Here is an 18,357-nt window from a genome sequence, read left to right as displayed (position 1 = left end):
TCAAAATCACCGGGCTGGCTGATGCGATAGGGGCAGAACCCGGCAGTGCGGGCTGGCCTGCGCCTTCGGTGGTGTGGCCGGTCAAATGTTTCTGAATGGCCTGTTCCAGCGCGATTTCTGGTATTGCTGACCATGTGACCCCTAGGACGACCTTGATCTGCCGGTGACTACCGCGTTGATCAGGCTGGCCTTGTATCTTTGGAGGGGGCGATCTGGTCTTGCCTTAATCGAGATGGCTTCACCGACGCGCGCATTCAATCCATCGCAATAAACCGAAATCTCTGGTTGTTCATCAATCAAAGGCATGACGACAAACATTCTGCCGAGGTGGGACGGGCCATAATGTGCAATCGTGCTACCAGCTTTTTTAGGAAGCTCAATCTGGACGTTGAACAAATCTGAAGAGAGGAAATGCTCGAGATATCTTTTCAATGCTTGCGCGCTTAATTTTCAGCTTTATCAGGCCTGTGTAGAGAATAGCCCTTGCCGCCTCTGGGCCAACTTCTGAGACAAAATCCTGTCGACGCGCTGCCGCTGATGACAAGGTCGCCCTTTGTCAGTTTGAAGTGATCCCATTTTCGGCGAACTTTAAGCAGTCGATAAGAAATTGCAGCTCTTCAGGGGTCACTTGACGGCCACGAACGCCCGAAATCCGGATCAGTGAGCACGCCGCTGTCGTGAAAATCGACAGAGCCGGCGATACCGGGGGCCTTCTTTGACCTCTATTTCTTTGGTGAATCGCTTCACCTCCCAATGCCCGCTGGGATTTGGCCGATCCAGTCGATGCCGCTGTCCCTTCATCGGGGGCGGCGGGGTTCAGGCGGCCGCGGGTGGTAACGGCATGCTGGATCGGGATCTGCCGCCGCTCGTGCAAAAGGGCGATCTGCGCCTCCTTGATCCGCACCGCCTCCTCCCACCCCCGCGCATTTCCCATCCAGAAACTCCGCAATGGCGCGCTGTTCGTCTGGGGATGGGATAGGCAATTTCAGGTATTTGAAATCCAGATATGACAGGTTTTGGCGTAGGCCCGAACCCAAGGCATAAAAGACCTTCTTCACGTCGTAAGAATGAAGCAGATAATGCAGGAAAACTTGGTTGATCTGCGCCTTCGGTCGTAGGTTTATGTAAGCGGACGTGATGATGCCGACGTCTTTCGCTAGTCCGGTTCGAAGGCTCGTCATATCGTTCTGCAAATCAGTGCCACGAATGATGATGTCACCGGGCTGGACGATCTGATAGGTTTCGAAGCTTTCGGGGAACCAGCCCGGTCAGCTTGTCCTCGTCCTTCACGATAACGCGACCATAGCTGAGAGACAGCACGGTGTTTTTGCTTCATACGCGTGTTTTTTCCCGGTTTTCGTAGACGCACTGGCGTAGGGCTCGACTTGCCATTCGCTAGGGACATCGCCGATCCACTCAACGCCGCTGTCCTTATAGCTGCCATAGGTCGGATACGCCGCCAAACTCATTCTGCTGGCTCCAGCTTGGTAGCGATCTCGACCCCAAGAATATCTGCCATCAGCCCGTCAGCCTTTTCCTCCAGCGCAAGAATATCCTGCGTCACGGCATCCAGGCTGCGCAGCGGCTTGTGGCGGTAGAAGTATTTGTTGAAGCTGATCTCGTACCCGATCTTCACCGTATCCAGGTTAATCCAGGCCTCGGCCACATGCGGCTGCACCTCGGCGCGGAAATAGCGGTGGATGCTGTCTTTTCAGCGGCACTGCCTCGCTATCGCGCAAGTCACTGCTGGTCTCATAGGTCAGGAAATTGCCGTCGGGCTGGCGATAAAGACCAAAATCAGCAAGCTCCTCCAAGTCACAGCCCAACCGGGCCGTGATCGCCTTCAGCTCAGACGCGCTGAGTTTGCGGGATTTGTCGACGACCTTCTCCCGCATCCTCGGCATACCAGCTGACCGCGTTCAGGATCGCGTTCCGCTCAGTAGCGGATAGCTTGATCTTGCGGGCCTTCAGGATCTTGGCCACCTTATCGCGAAAGGCGTTGAAATCGGCGGTCTCTTCGGTGCCGACAGCCTGCATCAGCTGCATGCCCACCGCGACCAGATCGCGCAGACGGACTCAGAGCGCCGTATCGACCAGCTTGCCGCGCTGTTTGGCGTTCAGGGTGATGTCCTGTTCCTCGCACCAGGTTTGGATCGCCTTGGCCTGCGATTTCAGAAAACCGGGCTGATAGACCTCCTCACCATGCTCGGCCCAAAGATGCGCCATCGGTTCGCGCAGGGATTTGTCGAACCGCAGCGTTTCCAACCGTTCCGCGCTGAATTGGGCGCGGCGACGGTCGGGGCGTTCGATGGTGACCTTGTGATAGCCGAAATCGGTGTTGTCGAAGATCTGCACGGCAATGCCTGTCGGATCACCGTTCCCGTCGATCCGGCGCTCGACCGGTTGGAAGGCGAGATGCGCGGCGACGATTTCGTCGATATGTTGAGGCGCGAATTCGCAGTTCTTGTCGCCAAGGTTCTTGCGCAGCTTGCGGAACAGCAGGTTAGCGTCGATCAGCTGGACCTTGCCGCGGCGCGTCTCGGGCTTGGCGTTGGTCAGAAGCCAGATGTAGGTGGTGATGCCGGTGTTGTAGAACAGGTTGTTGGGCAGCTGGATGATCGTATCCAGCATGTCGTTTTCGATGATATGGCGGCGAATGTTGGATTCGCCACTGCCCGCGTCGCCGGTGAACAGGCTGGAGCCGTTATGCACCGACGCAATGCGCGCACCGATGGGGCTGTCCTTGGTGGACTTCATCTTGCCCACCATTTCCATCAGGAACAGCAGTTGGCCGTCGCTGGAGCGCGGGGTGGCGTCCAAGGTTTCGGTTTTGCCCCAGTAATCGTTGAGATCGACCTTGAAGCGGGGGTCGATGACATCCTTGCCGTCCTTGATGTGTTTCAGCTCGCTGTTCCAGCTTTTGCCGTAGGGCGGGTTGGACAGCATGAAGTCGAAACGATGTGCGGCGAATTCGTCGGTGGACAGGGTCGAGCCGACCTTGATGTTCTCGGGATTGTTGCCCTTGATCATCATGTCGGATTTGCAGATGGCATAGGTTTCGTCGTTGATTTCCTTGCCATAAAGGTAGACGTCGCCGGTCGCCTTGATCTGGCCCTCGGGGTCGATGATGTAGTTTTGCGATTCCGTCAGCATGCCGCCACTGCCGCAGGCGGGGTCGTAGATGGTCATGACGGGGGGCAGCCGGTCCCGGATCGGATCGAAGACCAGGTGGGTCATCAGGTGGATCACCTCACGCGGTGTGAAGTGTTCGCCCGCCTCTTCGTTGTTTTCCTCGTTGAATTTGCGGATCAGTTCTTCGAACACATATCCCATACCAAGGTTGCTGAGGCCGGGCATGGCATTGCCTTCGGGATCCTCGAGCAGGTGCGGCGTCAGGTTGATGTACGGCGAGATGAACTTTTCCAGCACGTCCAGCAGGACCTGCTTGTCGGCCATGTGGCGCATCTGTTCCAGTAGCTTGAATCGCTGGATGATCTCTTTGACGTTGTCGCTGAACCCGCCCAGGTAGTCTTCCACGTTGGCCAACAGGATCTGCTGGTTGTTGGTGGCGGTGGCGTGAAGCTGTTTCAACGTCCATTTGCTGGTGTTGAAAAATACGTAACCGGAGGCCGCCTTGAGTGGGGCATCGTCCAGTTCGATCGCCTTCATTTCGTCCTTCTGAAAGCGGACCTCCTCTAGAACCTCGGCTTTCGTGGGTTCCAGAAGGGTATCGAGGCGACGCAGCACGACCATCGGCAAGATGACATCACGGTATTTCCCCCGGACATAAACGTCGCGAAGGCAGTCGTCAGCGATAGACCATATGAAAGAGACGAGCCTGTTGTGAGCAATTTGGTTCATGAGCGAGTTTTGCAGTCCTGATGAGATGCTAGATCAGTTGATGGCGGCATTTTATTGAATGAATTGAGCTTTTTACGGTACGTAGCCGATCTAATCGTAGTGGTGAGTAGGCTGCACTGCAACGTCTGATCATTCCGGTTCAATGCTAATGGACCCCAATGGTCTCTCCAGTATCCAGCCTCTTAACATAATCGACCGCGCTCCCATTCCAGTGATAAGCGAAATGCGCCCCCTGTGCGGGGATCGGAACCACATCCGGCCAGAATGCGGCGATGCAGTTGCCGCCCGCAAACCTCACACTGGGCCAGGTTATGCCGTCGGAGCCCGCCGCGCGGCGCTGGGCACCGAAGACCTGAGAGGCGGCATAGTCATCCGGGTGCAGCAGGTCATCCATCCCGGAGACATCGTCAAATTCGGCATCGACAGACCCGATCAGCTCGCGGAACTGCGATGTCCAGCCGGGGGCTTCATCCGTAACCAGCATGGTTTTCGTGTGGTGGTGGATGGTTTCGGCAATCGCCACCTCGGTGCTGTCGCCCGCGTAGTACAGGCCAAACGTCCCATCGGTGAACCGTCCCGGCCGCAAAGGCGAGCAGTGAACAAAGGGGGCCATGACCCAGCTTGCGCCGGTTCCTGTGATGCGTCGGTCCTCGGGGACCTTTGCGAGATCGCCGATGCTGTCACGGATACGCGGGTTGAACTTGGCCTCGGCCGAGGCCAGCGCCTCCCAATCGGCAGGGTCGGCAATGTCCTCGAACAGGTCAATCGGCGGATAGATCGAGCGGATGATCCGGGCTGTGCGCGGCCAGACCACGCGGCGCACCGGCGCTGTCACCATGCACCACGCTCGGCGTCCAGATAGCTGCGCAGATCGATCAGATCAGTGATCTCGCCACGCATCATGACGTCGAGCGCGCTTTGGCCGTTGAAGGCCGCGTTCGGCTTTCTGATCCAGGCATAGCCGCGCGCGGGATCGCTGAAGAGATAGCGCAGGCCCTTGTGAATCCCCATCAGGATGGCCATGCGCGCCCGCAGATCGCGGTCGATCCGGTAGATGCTGCCGTCCTTCCAGCGCGCCCATGTGCGCTGGGCCATATCACCCAGCAGCGTGCGGGCCTCGATATCGCTGAGCTGCCAGGCGCGGAACAGGTTCACGGTGGTGCGCGCGAGGGCGACGCGCCTCCTCGTCCGTGATGGCGGGAAGGTCCGGGCGGGACGCGGTGGGTTCGATTGTGGCAAACTGCATGGTAAATCTCCTGTGACACAAATATATAGATTATATGCCATTTGACAAGATGCCGTTTCCAGAGAGGCCGCTGCTACAATCACCGCCATGGCTGCACCTTCGGCATTGCCGCCGTCACCTCAACATCGCGTAACATCCGCCCCACCACCAGCCCGTCGCGCACCCAATCCAACGCCTGCCACCAATCCTCATAGCCGCGCCGGGCGGAGGTGATCTGCTCGGGGTGCGGCCGCCAGGTGACGGGGCAGACCAGCACCTCCACTGTCCGCCATTTGCCCTGGGTCAGCACCCGTTCGGTGCCCACAACTTCCGTCACGGCCCGAATGCCATGCTGATTTTGCCGCGTTTCCACCGGAACGCAGCGCGGCACGACACCGGGCATCCAGTCCGGCGTCAGTCCGGCGCGGGCCAGTTCCGCCACGCGGATGGCCATGCGGATGCCGCCCAGCGCGTCGGGCATTCCGGCGACGATGGCGGCGATGACCTCGGCATCTGCATGGGTGTAACTTCCCATCTTGTGCTGGCCACCATCCACTTTGCAGCCCAGCGCGGCACGCTGCATCAAGACGTACTCCAGACCAAACCCATAGCCTTCCTCGACCACATCCTTCGGCGGTGGCAGTTCCAGCTGTGCCTTTTCCACCCGGAACGCCCATTCCAGCGCCGCCTGCACGCCCAGCGCGCGTTTCACCTTTGTCCCGCCAGCCCGGGCAATCCGTCCCTGCATGCTCATGGCAGCCATCCTTCAAAGAAGAGTCATCTGCGCTGGGCGCTCCGGCTCTTGGCTCGGTCGCCAGATCAAGGGCCGAGGCCATGGGCAGCCGCGAGAGAGCGCCACGCATGCGCTGCTGCCAGCGGGTGAACTCCGTTGCCGAGCAGGCGCAGAGCGCGTGCCCGATGGGCCAGCCCATCAGCCATCCGACGAAGAGCGGATTGAGCCGCCGCCGCGCCCGGGCTTTCAGGATCCGCCGCGATACGACCCGCCCATGCGAGGCAATCATTGAAGCCCAGAGCGGGCGCGAGATCGGGGCGTGCAGCGAGGACCGCCCATGCGGCGGGGTCGCCGGGTCCGGGTGGGTGAAGCCCTGTTCCGCGCGATAGTGCAGGATATCCATCCGGGACTTGCCATCCGGACCGCGTGATGCTGGCGGGACTGCTGCCCTTCCAGTTCTGCGCCGCCGGTGTTGGCCATTGCAGCGCCTGCGCACTCAGCTTGGGCTCGCCCCGGCTGTTGATCTTGCCGCGTAGCCGGTCGACCTGATCGTCCGCCACCGGCGTCTGCCATTGTGCCGCCTGCGCTGGCAGGGGAGGCATCCCGCCCGAGCCATAGCTCTGGCCGGGCCACCCTTCGCTCCGTCCGTCGCCTTCGGCGTCGACCAGTTGGTGATGCCCAGCGCCAGCGCTTCCGCCTTGCGGGTGAAATCGCTGTTCCCCGCCGGATTGTAGCGGGCAGTGCCGGGATGCAGGCTCATCGGTGTGGGCCAGGATGAAGATGCGGAGCCGCTGGTGCGGCGCGCCGACTTCTGCCGCGCTGAACAGGCCCGCCGCAGGCGTGTAGCCCATCTCCCAAAGCTCTCGCAGCACGGTTTCAAGGCCGAGGCTGACATGGCCGGGGACGTTTTCGAGAAAGACCCATGCGGGACGGCATTCCCTGATAACACGGGCGACCTCGGGCCAGAGGTGGCGGGGATCATCGGCCCCGCCGCGCTTTCCGGCGGCGCTGAAGGGCTGGCAGGGATACCCGGCGAGCACGGTGTCAAAAGCACCGCGGAGCGGCCGGGCATCGAAGCTGCGCAGATCATCCCAGATTGGCGCCGGGGCAAAATACCCAGCGCGCTGGGCGGCGATGAAGCACGGCGCGCGGCCACTCCTCCCCATTCGACAAAGGCGCGGGTGTGATATCCGGGCTCGGCGAGCATGAGGCCCAGATCCAGGCCTCCGCCGCCTGCGCAGAGGGACAACCCGTGCCGGGGACGTGACACCATGCCATTCACCGCACCCCCCGTTGCCGAAGCCGCTCTGCCGTGACCAGCCCGCGTTCCAGCATCGCCGCGCACATGGCGCTGCTGATCATGCCATTGGGGAGGTATTCTTCCGAGTTGACCTTGGCCGCATAGAACGCCGCCAGCTCGTCCGGGCTGGGTGGAGGGCCTACGTCGCGCTTGCGCTGCCGCTTGGTTTTCCAGCCGCTGGCATTTGCCGCAGCAGCCTGCGCATCACGCTGGGCGGCGCGTTCCATGAACCGATCCAGCGCCTTGGGGCCATCAGGCGGATTGGGGTGATCGCAGCGGGACTCGGTCGCGACCTCGATGATCCGATCTTCGGAGAGCCCGAGGTCATCGATCCAGCGGCGAACGTGCTGTCGCGCTGGCCAGCCCTGCCACCAGGTCGGGAGGGTCGCATCGGTGGCAAAGCCCAGCGCGCCGAGCAGTTCTGCAAAGAACCGATCAAAATCGGAATCTCGCGCCTGCGCGTCCTCCTCCTCCTTTACTGGTTTCCTTAGTGGTTCTCTTACAAGGTTAGTGTCGCAATTTGAGACACGGGAATCGTCATTTTTGAGACACGGGTTTGCGCCAAACTGAGACACGGGCACGTGTTCTGAAACGAGACACGGGTTCGGGTCTGTCTCGAGCGACAAGCCCTTGTCGATATGCGATTTTTCGGCAAGTGACCCGTGTCTCAAATCCGGACATGGGGTTTCAGCCTCTCCTGCCTCGAAGGGATTGGTTGAATCGCCCTCGGTTTGGCGCGGTCCGCGCGGCGTAAACCCTGGCTCGCAGCCCAGCAGATAGCGGGTGGGGCGCTGCTGCCCGGTCTTGGGGTCTATCACCCTGATCCGGCGAATGAGTCCGCGTGCCTCCAGCCCGTCGAGATGACGGTTCAGCGTTGCCCGGCTGATCTCGCAATCATGCGCCAGCCGCGCCTGCGAGGGAAAGCAGCCATAATCCGGATTGAACCGGTCGCAGAGGTGCCAGAGCACGATCTTGGCTGTGGGCTTCAACCCGCGCTGCTTGATCGCCCAGTTGGTGGCTTCATGGCTCATGGCGACGCCCTCCGCGCTGGAAGCTGCACGCGGCTGGTGAACCCGTGATCGGCCAACGCGCCCAGCGCGTCGTCGAGCGAGCGCACGAGCGCCCAGCCGAAGCCCTGCGCCAGCACGGCGTCGCGAAACACCTCCTGCGATTTGCGTAAGCGGCCCGTCCGGCTTTTTGACCTCGAGGAACAGCACGCGGCCGCCGGAAAGCACGATCAGATCGGCGAAGCCGCAATGGACACCCATGCCGACCAGGATCGACTGCCGCCTGGCACCGCGCGGCCCGGCCTCGGTCACCTCATTGGCGCAGTGATGGACGATGGCGTCGCGGGGTAGCACTAAACGCAGGGCCTGGACGATGGCGCGCTGGATCTCGGCTTCCGGTTGGTTGCGCTTGCTCATCGCGACACCTCCGGATCCGGTTGGGGGTCGCCGCGTCCGGGATGCCTGGCATCGAGCACGACCAACAGGATGCGCGCATCCTCGCGTTCCTGCGGTGTTTCGCCATGGCGGATCAGCACATTGCAGGCGAGCCGGATCAGGTGGTCGGAATGGTGGGCCACGTCGGCCACGACAGCGCGAGCTTCGCGCCGCCGCTCGTCGATCCAGTCCGCGCGCGCCGCGTCCCGCGCGTGGGGTCCGCGAACGGGGGTGGGCGCGTTCATCGCCGACCTCCTGCCGTTTTGGCACGCGGCATCTCCTGCGCGGCCAGCCAGTCCTCCACCGCGCGGCGCCGATAGAGCACCATGCGCCCCGCCCGCACGCAGGGCGGCCCGACCCGCCGGGCTTCCCATCGCCCTAGGGTGTCGACCGTCACGCCCAGCGCATCGGCCAGATCCTTGCGGCTGATCCAGCCCGACAGCAGGGCTGTGGCGGTCGTCTCCGGTTCAGTCTGTGATTGAATCATCTCTGCCTCCTGTTCGCCGCCCGGCGTGGGCGGATGTCGTCAGACAGCGAGAACAGATCGGCAGGGGGGTGGCGGGGTGGCGCAGGGTGGCGCTCATTTGCCAGCATCGATGCCACCCCTTGTTTTATTGACGTTTTGCGAGGGGACGATTTGGATCGAAACGGATCAATCAGCAAGTTCAACTGTCAAGAACGGAGTTCGGTTGTGTTCCTGATTTGTTCTGGCGTTCATCCTTAAGGAGAGCGGTTTTGAGAATCAGACGGAGAAGGAGGCGGATATGGATGAGATGGTTATTGATCTGAGATTGATCATTCCCTGCCGCCCCGCCGTCGCGGGTTTTCCGCGCGGCTGATCCCCATTCCCGCCTGCCAGGCCTGAGATCGCCTCAGTCAATGGTGCGGGATGTTGGCCAACGCCAAATAGATAAGAAAGGAGGTGAGGCATGGCATTGCCACCGCGCGTTTATTTCACATTACACGAAGCCTCGGTCCGCTGGGAATGCTCGCTCGCCGACATTGCTGGCTGGGCGTCGGTCGGTCGTTTTAACATCGTCACGGCCATCGGTGGCTTTCCCAACGGCCTGCAGCCACTTTCAGGATTTGGGGCTGTACTGGTCACTGACATTCTCCAAATGTTCCGGCGTTGCGGAACTGGCCCTACCACCTGTCGGCTTTGGCGCGTGCGGCCGCTGGGCCAGGAGGAGTACGTTTCGTTATCGGAACACTCGAGTGGGATCGAGGTCACGCTGGCGGACCTGCTGATCATGGCCGAGGACGTTCGCCGTTTCGAAGCGGATTTCGATCTTCTGCGGCGCCCGGCATCGCACATAGGATCGACCGCGCGCTACGATTGGGATGAGATGTATATCTCGCTCATTCGCCGCGTTCATGAACACGGTGTTCCTGAAACACAGGCCGAGTGGGTCGGAGAAGTGCAGGAATGGTTCGTGAAAAAGTCAGATAGCGGCGAGGTGCCGGATGAGCGGACGATCCGGCGCAAACTCACCCCGATTTGGAAATCGCTGCGCGAGACTTGCTGATCATCAAAACACCGAGGCACGGAAGATCATGCCGTCTTCTGCTCCTCGCCGGAATCATGGACCAGTTTCGGCTTGGGCCGGAATGCGTCGGCCACAGCATCGACGCCCGCGCGCAGTGGCGAGATCCATCAGATGGGCGTAGCGCTGTGTCGTCTGCATCTGGCTGTGGCCCAGAAGCTTGCCGATCATTTCCAGCGACGCGCCGCCGCTGACCAGCAGTGAAGCGAAGGTGTGGCGTAGATCATGGATGCGCACATCCGGGATCCCGACCTGCTTCTGGATATTGGCCCAGAAGCGGCGGATTTCCTTCACGGGCTGGCCCGGAACATCGCCGGGAAAAAGCAGTTGGCATCCGCGCGGCACCAGCAACTGGCGCTGGCGCACGATCGCCGCCGCCTCGTCCGAGATTGGAAGGCGGTGGATCTTGCGCTGCTTGGTCATGCTGGCGGGCTTCGACCAGCTCAGATGCTCAAGGTTGAAGTGTTCAAACCGCGCTTGGCGAACCTCGCCGACGCGCGCGCCGGTCAGCATGCACATCCTGATGATGTCAGCCGCGCGGCGGTCCTCAGCCGTCTCCAGCGCCTCGGCCAGCTTGCGGATTTCTTCATGGCTCAAAAAGCGCTCGCGTGGGTTTTCGATCCGGCGGCGGAAACTCGAGGCCGGATTGTCCTCGCGCCAGCCCCAGCCGACAGCATAGGTGAACATCTTGCGCAGCACCTCGCCGGTCCGGTTGGCGCGCACTGGGGTCGGCTTTGCCCCCTGCAGCTTCCGCGCCCGGTTGTTCGGCTTGGCTTTCGAAGGTCGGGCGCGACCGGCCGCCACCTTGTTCAGCAGCTTTTCCACATCGTAGGGTGTGATCTCTGTCACCAGCCGGTTGCCCCAATCCGGAGCCACCAGCTTGGCCAGCATAGATTTCTGGTCGGAGGCGTTGGTGGGCGAGAGGTGTGGCAGGTGCACTTCCGTGTACCGCTCGATCATGTCCTTGATGCGCGGCGCATCGCGCCCGGTCTCCTTTTGCCCCAGCGGGTCGGCCCCTGCGTCGATCTCGCGCCGCAGTTCTTTTTGCCCGCTCCCGCGCGGCCAGTGGTCGACCATTCCGGCCAGCGTCCGATGGTCATCCGCCGCTGCCGCCCGGCATGTCGATAATCGATGGTGAAGGCCCGGTTTCCCGAGCGGTAGATGCAGACCGCGAACCCCCGCACATCGGTGTCAAAAATCTGATAGTCCCGCCCCGGCGCTGGCTCGGCCTCGCGCACAGACTTTTCATTCAATCGCAATCGGTTGACCATGCAACTCACCCTCCAGTCGTCATCACATGACGCGTAGATTCGCGCCGCTAGCAAGCGAAGCATGTCGGCCGGGGTGGCGGGGTGGCGCAGGGTGGCAGTGATGTGACGACGGCGTGCCACCCGGAGATGTCTCTAAGGCTCGATGGCGCAAAAGCCGACATTCGCTGCGTCTGCGAATTTTGGCTTTATCGTATTGGGAAGCAGACGTTTGGCGGTACTTGACCCTCTTAACTACAGCGAACAGCACCCTTGAGCTCAAAAGTCCAGGTGCCGCGAAATTAAGTAAAGACCGCGATAAATTGTCTCGATCCCCAACTACCATCAAGGGTTTGAGCGGACTGTTTGAGGAAAGAGTCTTGAGATATCTTGAGGTGCTCGAAAGATGCTGTGTAGAAGTTCGGCGGCGCACCAGCAAAATCGACCAATATCGAGAGGTTGTGTGTCGCGTCGTGATTTCCACTAGGGCTTGCAGGCATCACACAATGCTGTAGCATTGACTTTATAGGCATCCCCGATTAGAACAATAAGAGAACATTTACAGCGTGGCTATTCAAAGAGTTCGAGACCCCGTCCATAATCTTATTGAGTTTGATACTCGTGATGAGCTTGAGCGCGTCGTATGGAAGCTGCTTCAGAGCAGACCGTTTCAACGGCTGCGTAGAGTAAAAGCAGTTGGGCTTCTCCGAACTTGTGTATCCAGGCGCAACGCATACGCGGTTTGCTCACAGCATCGGCGTGTTTCATACGGCTAGAGAACTTATGGAGATCGTCAGGAAGAAGACAGATGATCAGGGGGTCACGTGAGAAAATCGCCTTGGCTGCTGCCATAGTGCATGATGTGGGTCATGGCCCATTCAGCCACGCTTTTGAAACCGTTGGAAAGCGTCTGAAGTTGAAGCTGGCCGATCATGAAGTTATGAGCGATGAGCTTATTCGAAATGGCGAAATTGCTGAAATTCTGAATGCAGATATCATGGATGGTTTCGCATCAAGTGTTGCTAACATGATTAAGAAAGAAGGTAAGATCACGCTTCACAACTCAGTTGTTTCCAGTCAATTTGACGCAGACCGTCTTGATTACATGCAGCGTGATCGGATGATGACAGGAAGTGAACATGCTGCCATTGATCTGACTTGGTTGTTGGCCAATCTCGACATTGGTGAAGTGACAACTGGCGTTGACGATATGGCTGTTGGTTCAGTACCGACCTTCGTAATCGGCCCGAAGGCGATACAAGCGGCTGAATCTTATGTTCTGGGGTTATTCCAACTTTACCCGACAATCTATTTTCATAAGACCACACGAGGTGCTGAGAAGTTATTCGCGGAAGTTCTGGTTCGACTCGTCGAGTTGGTTGGAGATGACGCTGTGGGGAAAACTGGATTACCTTCGAACCATCCACTGATCAAGTTTGCCAAGGAACCTGAGAGCCTCGAAACAGCCTTGGCTTTAGACGACACGGCTGTTTGGGGCGCACTTCAGCTTTTACTTGAAGCAGATGATCCAATCCTCTCGGAGTTTTCAGATCGTCTCCTGAACCGGAAACTTTTCAAATGCTATGACATTCGGGCGGAAATTACCCACAGATGTGACCCCCCACAATTCGATGGACCTGCAAAATATAGAGAAAATTGAAAAATGTTGCGCCTCGGCGGTGGTGAAGCTACAAGAATGGGAAAAGAAGCAAGAGGCAGTCGTTCCCCGTATCATCACAGATGAGGCCGAACGAAAGCCCTACAAGGCAGGTGGTGGTAGCAATGGCTATACTGAGCAGATCAACGTGCGTACCGATGGTGGCGAGTTGATCGACATCAGGCAACGGTCCGAGATAGTGAAATCTTTGAGTGTTTATAGGCTGACTCGCGCATACTATGATGAATCAGACGCTGAAGCCTTACAGGTAATAAAAGATATTGTTGAAGGGGAGATCAACTGATGTCCGATATTAGGATAGAAGAAGTTACAAATCTCATTCGAGATGCAGGTGGTCGGATCGTAGGTCGGACGCGGTTACAGAAGATTGCGTACCTGCTTACTGCGACGGGTCTCGATGATAGCTTTCGTTTTGCATACAAGCACTACGGCCCTTTCAGTGAAGAGTTGGCTTCATCTGCAAAGTTTGGTGCATTGTTTGGAAACCTCAATGAGCGCCAAGATCAAACGGCATGGGGTGGGACGTATTCCACGTATACTATTGATAATGTTCAAGAACTTGAACAAGGCAACCCACGCCATAGCCTTGCAACCCTTGCCGCTGCTGCCGACTCGATCGAGTTGGAGCTGGCCGCTACTGCGGTCTTTTTGGCCCACGATGGTTACGATGATCCCTGGAATGAAACGGCTCAACGTAAGCCTGAAAAGGCAACAGCCGTGCGCTTAGCTAATGCCAAGGCTCTCTTGGCCAGCCTGTCACAGATAGATGTTCCTACACCGATTCCGCAAACACTGTTGGCGTGATCACACAATCGTCCGAACCGCAGTTCGCGATCGTTAGTAACGGACTCTCGTCACTAACGATCGCTTGATTGCATTGGTCGGATATTTTTTCTGTTTCAAAGCCCTTCATCCGCCTCCTTTCAAAGAAACAGACTTACCCCAGTCGGGAATTTTTCAGTGGGGAGGGGGGAGGTCAATCGTTTATATGCAGCAATGGTGACCGTGATGAATGGCAGCTCAGGGCCGTTCGCGATCATGATCCAGTGAGATAAGGGATCGGCCACCTCAACGCCACCTCAACCCGCATACACCGTTTTGGCGCGGTCGGTGACGGTGAAACCCGGTCAATGTCGGGTGTCGTCGGAGTAGAAAATGCGCGGAATCAAAGGCTTGGCGCGTAAGTCACTGAAATATCTAAGTTATTGGAATCGCAGATATTTCGGCTCATAACCTGAAGGTCGTAGGTTCAAATCCTACTCCCGCAACCAAATAACAGCGCTAAATCAAAAGCTTAAAGCCCGACCTAATCAGTCGGGCTTTTGCTTGTCCGGTTTACATCAACGCCACATCAACACCGGACCAGAAAAACCGCACCAGCGTGCATAAGCGGGCAGCGACAGGCCACCGCGTGCAAAAAAACGCGACTTGCGGTTTGCTGGAACCGATTACCGCCATATAACGCTTACCGATTTGCAACCGGCCCTGCGAAAAAAAACCGTGGCAGCATCGCGCCATGATCTCCTTCCGCCTCACTTCCGATAACCATCCCGACACGCGCGGTGCGTCACGCGGCTGGCCGGGTAGCGTTTCGGACTGGCTTGACCAGTGCTGGATGACCCGGTGACCCTGACGCGGTACTCTTCGGCCATGGCGTGCGATGATGCAGTGTGGCGTTATCAGATGCGTGGAATTTCCCGCGGCCGATTGAAAACGCAACCTTGTGAAACAAATCGGGCCTATCTCTAGGCGGTCCCGCCGCATATTACTTTACGGGGGTTATATCCGACCTGTCCGTCCAGATCATCCGCAAGCCCGTGCCTGGTCCCGCGTCACGGCGTAATCCGCCAGCCAGTCGATCATCATCGCGCCCTCAGGTGACGCTTCAATCTCGTCGGCCATCCCTGACTGTTCGGCTCGGCTGTACTCCATCAATGGCGGGCGGACGCTCTGGCGAACATCAGAACCACTGTGCAGGCGCCGAGCGAGAGCATCGCGGTCCCGAGGGCGGCAGCTGGCGGCGTCCACACACGTCCCGTCTGACTGTTGTTGACACTTATTCCGCCGCCCAGTCCCACGGCATGAGGTCGTCGCGGCGGGGCATCTTGTGATCTGCGACGCGGTCGAGCACTCAGTGAAGACAAACATCTGGGTCGACGCTGTTCATGCGCGCGGTTTCGATAAGCGTGTAGGCGATGGCTGCGACTTTACCGCCGTCCTTTTTGCCCCATGAAGAGATAATTCTTGCGACCGAAGGTTGGCAAGCGGCACGCCGCCTTCGGCCTGCCGTAGCATCGAGATGACCGCGCGGTCGTGTTTCTGCTCGTTTTCAATCAGTATCTCCTCATGCGTCTTGCCAAACAAGTTTTGCTAATGAAGCACCTTACTTCCGGGAAGATTGCACACCTTACCACCGGAAATTCCTTGTGAAACAGTCTGGCTTCGCGACACAGCGAAAATCGTATTGCCTATGCGAAACCAAACTGGTTATATGAGCAGGCTTGGTGTTCCGAAAAGCGCAGAAATGTGTGGAACCTAACAGGGGAATTCAGTAAGGGCAGCCGCCCGAAGCTGGAGCCGCCCCCGCGACTGTAAGCGGTGAGCTGTTGCCCCTCATGCCACTTGCCAAACCCGACGACGGGTGCGGTGGGGAAGGCGGGCAAACAGCCACGACCCGCGAGCCAGGAGACCTGCCAAGCACGATTGAAACGCGATGCCGTCGGGTGGACGGTAAGGAGAGCTACAATGACTACACTGACCCAAGTTCAGGGCCAATCCCATGGCAAGTTGCGCGCTGATATATTGCCCGCGCTTTTCGCGGCAGTTCTGGGACTGGCGATTATTACCCTGACAGGCCACGTTCAGGCCTCCGGCGTTGCATGACGCCGCCCACGATGTGCGTCACGCCACCGGCTTTCCCTGCCACTAACGGATGTTCTCTAAATTTTTGACCAGCGCGTTGTTCGCTGGTGCTGTAGCTGGCTTGATTGCCGGTCTGCTACAGTTGGCATTCGTGCAGCCTGTTTTTGCTGCATGCGGAGCTTTATGAGCGTGGAGAACTGTTGCATTTCGGGGCCGATCCGGTCACCGCGCATCCGGTGTTGCCGGGGTTTGATGCGGTTCGTGACGGGCTGAGCGTGATCTTCACGATGCTGACCTATACGGGCTATGGCTTGCTCCTGCTGGCGATGATGTCAGTGGCCGAGGGGCGCGGCGCGCAGATAGATGGGCGCATGGGGATGATCTGGGGCATTGCGGGCTTCGTCACATTCCACCCTGCCCCGGCCTTTACGCTTGCGCCCGAGGTTCCGGGCGTGGCGGCGGCAGAGGTGGGTGCGAGGCAGGTCTGGTGGTTTTGCCACGGTCGTGTCGGCGGGGGTGGCGCTGTGGCTGCTTGCGTTTGCGCGCAATTGGGCGCTTCGGGGTCTGGCCGTGGTCTTGCTGGCAGCACCTCATTTGATCGGCGCGCCAGAGCCGGACAGCTTTAGTGGCACAGTGCCACCAGAAATCGCTGCCCTCTTCGCGGCGCGGGCCGCGGGCGTCGGTTTGGCCGCGTGGGTGTTGCTGGGCGCCTTCGCCGGTTATTTTTGGCGGCGGGAGGAGGCGCACGACACAGCGAGAGTTGGCGCATGAACAGGGCGCTTGGTCTTTTTCATCATCGGACTGGTGTTCGGTGGCGGAATAGGCTTCACGCTTGCTGCGGGCAGTGGGGTCACTTTTGATGGGGCACGATCACGGTTATGCTGCTGTGCATGGCGGCATGACTAAGGGGGGGCCACAGCGGCAGCGCGCAGATATCGCGCACACCACTGCGCTTGAGGTGCCCCGCACTCCGTGCGCCACGAGGTTGCAATTGAGCTGACCCCGCGATCCAGATCGAGGGCTACAACCTTCAGGTTCATGCCGGAAACTTCACCTTCACGCCGGGCCGTCGGCCTGGTGGATGTGCCGGGCGAGGGGCATGCGCATGTTTATGTCAACGGTGAAAAGCTGGGCCGTCTTTATGGCGCATGGATGCATCTTCCACGTCTGCCACCAGGCGAGGTGATCGTTTTGGTCACGCTGAACAGCAACACCCACGGCCCGCTTGCCGTGGACGGGACGCTTTTTGCCGCCATCACGACGCTTTTTCGTTGAGGAGTGACCGTTGCGTCAGCGAATACCGGAAGCCCGCCATGCGCCTTTTGATCTCCAGAAAGGAGACCCGCCAATGACCGCTTCCTTGCATGTCTGCATGACTTGCCGCGCTGGCGAGGTGCCACAGGACGATGCGCCACGCCCCGGCGCATTGCTGCACGCAGCCTTGACCGAGCCAGGTGCGCCGGAAGGGTGCAGATCGTGCCGGTTGAATGCCTGTCGGCCTGTTCACAGGGGCGACTGTTGCACTGTCGTCGCCCGGAAAATGGACCTACATCTATGGACGGCTGAGCCGTGCCGACAGTGTCGAAATCCCTTGCAGGTGCCGCCGCTTATGCCGCCTCCGCCGATGGCCTTGTGCCGTGGCGTGAACGCCCCAGTGTTTTTCCGCAAGCAAAAAAGCCTTTGCCCGTATTCCCCCGATGGAGGCCCCCCAAATGACCGACCTTGCCAAAATCCCCGTGACCGTGATCACCGGCTTTCTCGGCTCGGGCAAAACTACGCTGATCCGCCACCTGATGACCCATTTCAAAGGGGCGTCAGCATGCTGTGCTGGTCAACGAATTCGGCACCGTCGGCGTCGACGGCGACATTTTGACATCCTGTGCGGATGAGGATTGCCCTGCGGAAAACATTGTGGAACTGGCCAACGGCTGCATTTGCTGCACCGTCAAGGTCGCTGTTGCCTGCCAGATTGTAACTGGCGGTGCCGGGATGCAGGCTCATCGGTGTGGGCCAGGATGAAGATGCGCTGTCGCTGGTGCGGCGCGCCGACTTCTGCCGCGCTGAACGCCCGCCGCAGGCGGTAGCTTATGTCCCAAAGCTCTCGCAGCACTGGTTTCAAGGCCGAGGGTGATGTGCCCGGCGACGTTCTCGAGGGGAAGACCCATTCCGGAGCGCACTCGCCGATGACCCGGGCGACCTCTGGCCAGGAGGTGGCGGGGATCGTCCGGCACCTCCGCGCTTGCCAGCGGCGCTGAAGGTTTTGCTTGCGTAGGGATATCCGGCGAGGACGATGTCGAAGGCTCCGCGGAAGGGCTGGCTTTTGAGGGCCGCAGATCATCCCAGACCGGCGCCGGGGCGAAAATACCCAGGCGCGCTGGCGGCGATGAGCACAGCTCGGGGCCAGGCCTCCGTTCCGACAAAGGCGCGGGTGTGATAGCCAGGCTCGCTGGCGCAGGAGGCCCAGA

Annotated in this window: 19 protein-coding genes, 6 pseudogenes and 1 riboswitch; of the genes and pseudogenes, 9 read left to right on the top strand and 16 right to left on the bottom strand. The window is 59.4% G+C overall.

Going from position 1 to position 18,357, the window contains the following annotated elements:
- Positions 1–141: 141 nt before the first annotated feature.
- The 14 genes and pseudogenes from FGD77_RS22130 to FGD77_RS22070 form a co-directional block, all read right to left on the bottom strand.
- Positions 142–432 carry a hypothetical protein gene (locus FGD77_RS22130; protein WP_255014501.1) on the bottom strand — a complete coding sequence of 97 codons (291 nt, stop codon included), beginning with the start codon at positions 430–432 and terminating at the stop codon, positions 142–144.
- 124 nt (positions 433–556) lie between these two features.
- Positions 557–934: a hypothetical protein gene (locus FGD77_RS22125; protein ID WP_255014499.1), complete on the bottom strand. Its 378-nt coding sequence runs from the start codon at positions 932–934 to the stop codon at positions 557–559.
- Between the two features lie 58 nt (positions 935–992).
- Positions 993–1,181, bottom strand: a pseudogene (locus tag FGD77_RS22570) (hypothetical protein); the annotation flags it as partial.
- A 284-nt stretch (positions 1,182–1,465) separates the two neighbouring features.
- Positions 1,466–1,666, bottom strand: a complete 201-nt coding sequence (locus FGD77_RS22120; protein ID WP_255014497.1) for a hypothetical protein — start codon at positions 1,664–1,666, stop codon at positions 1,466–1,468.
- Between the two features lie 182 nt (positions 1,667–1,848).
- The gene (locus FGD77_RS22115; protein ID WP_255014495.1) at positions 1,849–2,046 is read right to left on the bottom strand and encodes a hypothetical protein; all 198 of its coding nucleotides are present in this window, start codon (positions 2,044–2,046) and stop codon (positions 1,849–1,851) included.
- Between the two features lie 30 nt (positions 2,047–2,076).
- On the bottom strand, positions 2,077–3,861 hold the full coding sequence (locus FGD77_RS22110) for a class I SAM-dependent DNA methyltransferase (RefSeq protein WP_255014493.1): 1,785 nt from the start codon (positions 3,859–3,861) through the stop codon (positions 2,077–2,079).
- A 145-nt stretch (positions 3,862–4,006) separates the two neighbouring features.
- Positions 4,007–4,699 carry an RES family NAD+ phosphorylase gene (locus FGD77_RS22105; RefSeq protein WP_255014489.1) on the bottom strand — a complete coding sequence of 231 codons (693 nt, stop codon included), beginning with the start codon at positions 4,697–4,699 and terminating at the stop codon, positions 4,007–4,009.
- The gene (locus tag FGD77_RS22100) at positions 4,693–5,016 is read right to left on the bottom strand and encodes an MbcA/ParS/Xre antitoxin family protein (protein WP_255014487.1); all 324 of its coding nucleotides are present in this window, start codon (positions 5,014–5,016) and stop codon (positions 4,693–4,695) included. Before FGD77_RS22100 ends, FGD77_RS22105 begins: the two co-directional genes overlap by 7 nt.
- 170 nt (positions 5,017–5,186) lie before the next feature.
- Positions 5,187–5,840 carry a hypothetical protein gene (locus FGD77_RS22095; RefSeq protein WP_255014485.1) on the bottom strand — a complete coding sequence of 218 codons (654 nt, stop codon included), beginning with the start codon at positions 5,838–5,840 and terminating at the stop codon, positions 5,187–5,189.
- Positions 5,841–5,905: 65 nt separating this feature from the next.
- On the bottom strand, positions 5,906–6,985 hold the full coding sequence (locus FGD77_RS22090) for a DNA cytosine methyltransferase (protein WP_255014483.1): 1,080 nt from the start codon (positions 6,983–6,985) through the stop codon (positions 5,906–5,908).
- 112 nt (positions 6,986–7,097) lie between these two features.
- Positions 7,098–8,150 carry a helix-turn-helix domain-containing protein gene (locus tag FGD77_RS22085; protein WP_255014482.1) on the bottom strand — a complete coding sequence of 351 codons (1,053 nt, stop codon included), beginning with the start codon at positions 8,148–8,150 and terminating at the stop codon, positions 7,098–7,100.
- Positions 8,147–8,543: pseudogene (locus tag FGD77_RS22080) on the bottom strand (VRR-NUC domain-containing protein). The gene FGD77_RS22085 and the pseudogene FGD77_RS22080 overlap by 4 nt, the downstream one beginning before the upstream one ends.
- Positions 8,540–8,806 (bottom strand): hypothetical protein, encoded by a 267-nt coding sequence (locus FGD77_RS22075; RefSeq protein WP_255006619.1) that lies wholly within the window; start codon positions 8,804–8,806, stop codon positions 8,540–8,542. Before FGD77_RS22075 ends, FGD77_RS22080 begins: the two are co-directional and overlap by 4 nt.
- Positions 8,803–9,048 (bottom strand): AlpA family transcriptional regulator, encoded by a 246-nt coding sequence (locus FGD77_RS22070; protein ID WP_255006617.1) that lies wholly within the window; start codon positions 9,046–9,048, stop codon positions 8,803–8,805. The genes FGD77_RS22075 and FGD77_RS22070 overlap by 4 nt, the downstream gene beginning before the upstream one ends.
- Positions 9,049–9,490: 442 nt before the next feature.
- Here FGD77_RS22070 and FGD77_RS22065 point away from each other — a divergent pair, with 442 nt between their 5' ends.
- Complete coding sequence (locus FGD77_RS22065; protein WP_255006616.1) at positions 9,491–10,087, top strand: hypothetical protein; 597 nt, start codon at positions 9,491–9,493, stop codon at positions 10,085–10,087.
- 26 nt (positions 10,088–10,113) lie between these two features.
- Here FGD77_RS22065 and FGD77_RS22060 read toward each other — a convergent pair.
- Positions 10,114–11,376 (bottom strand): annotated as a pseudogene (locus tag FGD77_RS22060) (tyrosine-type recombinase/integrase).
- A gap of 784 nt (positions 11,377–12,160) precedes the next feature.
- On the opposite strand from FGD77_RS22060, the gene FGD77_RS22055 reads away from it, so the two are divergent.
- Genes FGD77_RS22055 through FGD77_RS22045 form a run of 3 tightly spaced genes read left to right on the top strand, consistent with a single transcriptional unit; the run spans position 12,161 to position 13,834 of the window.
- Positions 12,161–13,012, top strand: a complete 852-nt coding sequence (locus FGD77_RS22055) for an HD domain-containing protein (protein ID WP_255014480.1) — start codon at positions 12,161–12,163, stop codon at positions 13,010–13,012.
- On the top strand, positions 12,984–13,313 hold the full coding sequence (locus FGD77_RS22050; RefSeq protein ID WP_255014478.1) for a hypothetical protein: 330 nt from the start codon (positions 12,984–12,986) through the stop codon (positions 13,311–13,313). Before FGD77_RS22055 ends, FGD77_RS22050 begins: the two co-directional genes overlap by 29 nt.
- Positions 13,313–13,834, top strand: a complete 522-nt coding sequence (locus FGD77_RS22045; protein ID WP_255014041.1) for a hypothetical protein — start codon at positions 13,313–13,315, stop codon at positions 13,832–13,834. Before FGD77_RS22050 ends, FGD77_RS22045 begins: the two co-directional genes overlap by 1 nt.
- A 1,252-nt stretch (positions 13,835–15,086) precedes the next feature.
- Here the strand turns inward: FGD77_RS22045 and FGD77_RS22040 are convergent.
- A pseudogene (locus FGD77_RS22040) lies at positions 15,087–15,282 on the bottom strand (transposase domain-containing protein); the annotation flags it as partial.
- A gap of 233 nt (positions 15,283–15,515) precedes the next feature.
- Positions 15,516–15,743, top strand: a riboswitch (cobalamin riboswitch).
- Positions 15,744–15,775: 32 nt separating this feature from the next.
- Here FGD77_RS22040 and FGD77_RS22035 point away from each other — a divergent pair.
- The 5 genes and pseudogenes from FGD77_RS22035 to FGD77_RS22010 all read left to right on the top strand — a co-directional run.
- A pseudogene (locus tag FGD77_RS22035) lies at positions 15,776–15,959 on the top strand (CbtB domain-containing protein).
- A gap of 97 nt (positions 15,960–16,056) precedes the next feature.
- On the top strand, positions 16,057–16,518 hold the full coding sequence (locus FGD77_RS22030; RefSeq protein ID WP_255014474.1) for a CbtA family protein: 462 nt from the start codon (positions 16,057–16,059) through the stop codon (positions 16,516–16,518).
- Positions 16,409–16,663, top strand: a complete 255-nt coding sequence (locus FGD77_RS22025; RefSeq protein ID WP_255014470.1) for a CbtA family protein — start codon at positions 16,409–16,411, stop codon at positions 16,661–16,663. The genes FGD77_RS22030 and FGD77_RS22025 overlap by 110 nt, the downstream gene beginning before the upstream one ends.
- Positions 16,664–16,930: 267 nt before the next feature.
- Entirely contained in the window at positions 16,931–17,167 is a 237-nt protein-coding gene (locus tag FGD77_RS22565) for a hypothetical protein (protein WP_369682774.1), read from the top strand.
- Positions 17,168–17,604: 437 nt separating this feature from the next.
- Positions 17,605–17,839 (top strand): annotated as a pseudogene (locus tag FGD77_RS22010) (GTP-binding protein); the annotation flags it as partial.
- Between the last annotated feature and the right edge of the window lie 518 nt (positions 17,840–18,357).

The sequence above is a fragment of the Roseovarius sp. M141 genome, assembly GCF_024355225.1.
GTDB lineage: Bacteria > Pseudomonadota > Alphaproteobacteria > Rhodobacterales > Rhodobacteraceae > Roseovarius.
The sequence above is the reverse complement of the archived record's forward strand: the minus strand, read 5'-3'. Positions and strand labels throughout refer to the sequence as shown.

Bases quoted from the DNA above. Each gene is read 5' to 3' on its own strand.
- FGD77_RS22125 (WP_255014499.1), bottom strand. From the start codon at position 934: ATGGGAAATGCGCGGGGGTGGGAGGAGGCGGTGCGGATCAAGGAGGCG.
- FGD77_RS22115 (WP_255014495.1), bottom strand. From the start codon at position 2,046: ATGCAGCTGATGCAGGCTGTCGGCACCGAAGAGACCGCCGATTTCAAC.
- FGD77_RS22110 (WP_255014493.1), bottom strand. From the start codon at position 3,861: ATGAACCAAATTGCTCACAACAGGCTCGTCTCTTTCATATGGTCTATC.
- FGD77_RS22105 (WP_255014489.1), bottom strand. From the start codon at position 4,699: ATGGTGACAGCGCCGGTGCGCCGCGTGGTCTGGCCGCGCACAGCCCGG.
- FGD77_RS22095 (WP_255014485.1), bottom strand. From the start codon at position 5,840: ATGAGCATGCAGGGACGGATTGCCCGGGCTGGCGGGACAAAGGTGAAA.
- FGD77_RS22090 (WP_255014483.1), bottom strand. From the start codon at position 6,985: ATGGGGAGGAGTGGCCGCGCGCCGTGCTTCATCGCCGCCCAGCGCGCT.
- FGD77_RS22085 (WP_255014482.1), bottom strand. From the start codon at position 8,150: ATGAGCCATGAAGCCACCAACTGGGCGATCAAGCAGCGCGGGTTGAAG.
- FGD77_RS22075 (WP_255006619.1), bottom strand. From the start codon at position 8,806: ATGAACGCGCCCACCCCCGTTCGCGGACCCCACGCGCGGGACGCGGCG.
- FGD77_RS22070 (WP_255006617.1), bottom strand. From the start codon at position 9,048: ATGATTCAATCACAGACTGAACCGGAGACGACCGCCACAGCCCTGCTG.
- FGD77_RS22065 (WP_255006616.1), top strand. From the start codon at position 9,491: ATGGCATTGCCACCGCGCGTTTATTTCACATTACACGAAGCCTCGGTC.
- FGD77_RS22055 (WP_255014480.1), top strand. From the start codon at position 12,161: ATGATCAGGGGGTCACGTGAGAAAATCGCCTTGGCTGCTGCCATAGTG.
- FGD77_RS22050 (WP_255014478.1), top strand. From the start codon at position 12,984: ATGGACCTGCAAAATATAGAGAAAATTGAAAAATGTTGCGCCTCGGCG.
- FGD77_RS22045 (WP_255014041.1), top strand. From the start codon at position 13,313: ATGTCCGATATTAGGATAGAAGAAGTTACAAATCTCATTCGAGATGCA.
- FGD77_RS22565 (WP_369682774.1), top strand. From the start codon at position 16,931: ATGCCGGAAACTTCACCTTCACGCCGGGCCGTCGGCCTGGTGGATGTG.